Annotated in this window: 3 protein-coding genes and 1 pseudogene; 1 reads left to right on the plus strand and 3 read right to left on the minus strand. The window is 68.4% G+C overall.

Annotated features, from left to right (window positions below):
* On the minus strand, window positions 1-465 hold a 465-nt coding region (locus ACWDOP_RS38935), incomplete at its 3' end, for a CoA transferase (protein ID WP_456349084.1).
* A 228-nt stretch (window positions 466-693) separates the two neighbouring features.
* Between ACWDOP_RS38935 and ACWDOP_RS38940 the strand changes: the two genes are divergently transcribed.
* Window positions 694-1,167: a DUF456 domain-containing protein gene (locus tag ACWDOP_RS38940; protein ID WP_456349086.1), complete on the plus strand. Its 474-nt coding sequence runs from the start codon at window positions 694-696 to the stop codon at window positions 1,165-1,167.
* Between the two features lie 51 nt (window positions 1,168-1,218).
* Here ACWDOP_RS38940 and ACWDOP_RS38945 read toward each other — a convergent pair whose 3' ends face one another.
* Together ACWDOP_RS38945 and ACWDOP_RS38950 are read right to left on the minus strand one after the other, a co-directional pair.
* Window positions 1,219-2,091 (minus strand): amidohydrolase family protein, encoded by an 873-nt coding sequence (locus ACWDOP_RS38945; RefSeq protein ID WP_456349085.1) that lies wholly within the window; start codon window positions 2,089-2,091, stop codon window positions 1,219-1,221.
* 90 nt (window positions 2,092-2,181) lie between these two features.
* A pseudogene (locus ACWDOP_RS38950) lies at window positions 2,182-2,880 on the minus strand (pyridine nucleotide-disulfide oxidoreductase); the annotation flags it as partial.

A 2,880-nucleotide genomic window follows, 5' to 3' on the forward strand; every position in this document is an offset into this window, starting at 1 on the left:
ACCCGGCAGCAGCCGCTCGTATTCGGCCAGGAGCTTGCGAATCTGTTGCCGCCGTTGGGCACTGATCTCGCTGGTGCGATCGGCCATCGGGCCGTACTGACCCCAGCCGGTCATGCGGCCGTAGACCAGGCGCGGGTTGCGCTCGAGGGCGACGTCCGGGCCCAGGCCCATGCGCTCGGTGACACCGGGCCGGAAGCCCTCGATGAGCACGTCGGCCTTCTCGATGAGGCCGAGCACCTGCTCGATGTGCGCCGGATCCTTGAGGTTGGCCTCGACGATGGTCCGCCCGCGCCACTGCGGGCGCTCCATCTGACCGGGCAGCTGGTTCGGGCGCTGCACCCGCACCACGTCCGCACCGAGATCGGCCAGCAGCAGCGCCGCGTGCGGACCCGGGCCGATGCCGGCCAATTCGACTACGCGGACACCCGCGAGCGGGCCCTGCTTGGCGGTGGATGGTGTGCTCACGCCCTACCTCGGTTCATCGTCGATCCCTGTGCGCACCGGCTCTGGCCGCACGTGTTGACAGTATGACAATAGCCGCGAGGGCTCCCGTGGTGAGTGCCGCCACAATTCGGCCCCCGCGCTATTCACCCAGGTCGTCCGGTTACTTCGCCGACTTCGCCCGGACAGGGACACCCCCGCTGGGCGACAATGCGGGTAACCACGAGCCTGGAGGACCGTAAGTTGAGCGCAATGGGTGAGGTGCTGGTCGGCCTCGCGATTCTGATCGGCCTGCTGGGGGTCATCGTGCCGATCCTGCCCGGGGTGATTCTCATCCTGGCGGCGATCCTGGTGTGGGCCGTCATGACCGGGGGATCCTCGGCCTGGATCGTCTTCGCCGTCTGCACAACGTTTCTCGTCATCAGCGGCATCATCAAGTACACCTGGCCGGGCGCGAAACTGCGCGAGGCCGGGGTGCCCAGCCGCTCGCTGATCCTGGGCGCGGTTCTCGGCATCATCGGATTCTTCGTGGTGCCGGTGGTCGGGTTGTTCCTGGGATTCGTTGTCGGCGTCTATGTTTCGGAGCTGCAGCGGTTGCGCGTGCAGCAGCCGGCCTGGCAGTCGACGGTGCACGCGCTCAAGGGCGTCGGGCTCTCGATGCTGGTGGAACTGTTCGGCGCGCTGCTCGCGGCGGGCATCTGGGTGGTCGCCGCCGTCGCGATCTGAGCCGCCGCCGGAAGGGACGCGGGAATCCGCCGGTGCGCGAACCGAATTCGGTCAGCGCTCGATCCGGCGGAACGGAATCGTGTCCGGCGGAGGCGGTTTCGGCAGTTCGGAGCGGTGCAGCCGCAGCGTCGGCGCGTCCGGTCCGTGCCGCGGCCGGGCCGGCGCGGGCGGGACGACGGGCCGCTGTTTGGCGGGCAGCCGGTAGAAGGCGCGCGCGTTGTCCTCGAGCACCCGGTGCAGATCGCCGCCGACGGTTTCGGCGATGACGTCGATATCGGTGTTGCGGAACGGGCGACCGGCCCGCGCGCCCGGCAGATCGGAGCCGAACATCAGGGCCTCGGGACTGACCGCGTGGATCTTGCGCAGCGCCGAGGCCACGTCCATCGAGACCCGCCCGAAGCCGGACGCCTTCACCTTGGCGCCCCGATCGACCAGGTTCAGCAGGTACGGCAGGCATTCGTCGGACATGCCCATGTGGTCGATCGAGAGCCGGGGCAGCTTGGTGATGACCGGCTCCAGCGAGCCGAGCATGGAACCGTCGATGTACAGCTCGACGTGCCAGCCCACGAGGTCGTAGGCGCGCAGCGCGAGCATGGTGAGCCCGACGATGTCACCGCCCGCGCGCTTGAGGTTGAACCGCAGCGCCCGCACCCCCGCGCGGTCGAGATCCACGATCTCGGCATCGCTGGCGTCCACGTCCAGATTGGTCACCCCGACCCAGCCCGCGCCCAGTTCGGCGAGGGCTGCCCGGAGATAGCTCTGATCGGTGCCCTGGAAGGACCCGCTGACCACCGCGCCACCGTCGATATCGAAGCGCGACATGCGCCGCCGATAGTCGGCGATGGTGTAGGGGTCGGGTAGGTAGCCTTCGTTCTCGATCAGCGGAAACCGCGGATCGATGATGTGGACATGGGCATCGAACACTTGATCAGCATGCCTCGAGACGGTGACAAGTGCGTAAGACCTTGTCCACCTGGCGGATTCGGCCAGGTCAGGCGGTCAGGAAACGGTTGATCAGGAAACCTTGTCCGGCTCGCTGGCCCGCAGCATGTCCTCGCGCTCGACGACCTTCACGCGCTCGCGGCCCTCGGGCTCGCCCAGGGCGCGCTCGTGCGCGTCCAGGCGGTACCAGCCGGCCCAGGTGGTGAAGGGGATGCCCTTGCCCTCGAGGAACTCGGTGACGGCTTCGAGTTCCGGCTTCGGGGCCGGGACGAAGTTCGCGACGTCGTCCAGCAGGCAGGCGATGGTCTCGTTGGCGTCGCCCTTGGTGTGGCCGATGAGGCCGACCGGGCCGCGCTTGATCCAGCCGGTGACGTAGGTCTGCGGCACGTAGCGCTCGGCGCCGTCGGCGTCCTCGTTGCCCAGCACGCGACCGGCCTCGTTGGGCACGGTGCCGGCCTGGTCGTCGAAGGGCAGCGAGGGGATGTTCTGCGACAGGTAGCCCACGGCCCGGTAGATCGCGGTGACGTCGAAGTCCTTGAACTCGCCGGTGCCCTTGACGTTGCCGGTGCCGTCGAGGGCGGTGCGCTCGGTGCGCAGGCCGATGACCTTGCCGTCGGCGTCGCCCAGGATCTCGGCGGGGTTCTCGAAGAAGTGCAGGAAGAGCTTGTGCGGGCGGTTGCCCACGTCGCGGATGGCCCACTGCTCGAGGGTGTTGCAGATCATGTCGACCTGCTTGGAGTGGCGGCGCGCCGCTTCCGAACCCTCGTCGTA

Source organism: Nocardia sp. NPDC003693 (genome assembly GCF_053981095.1).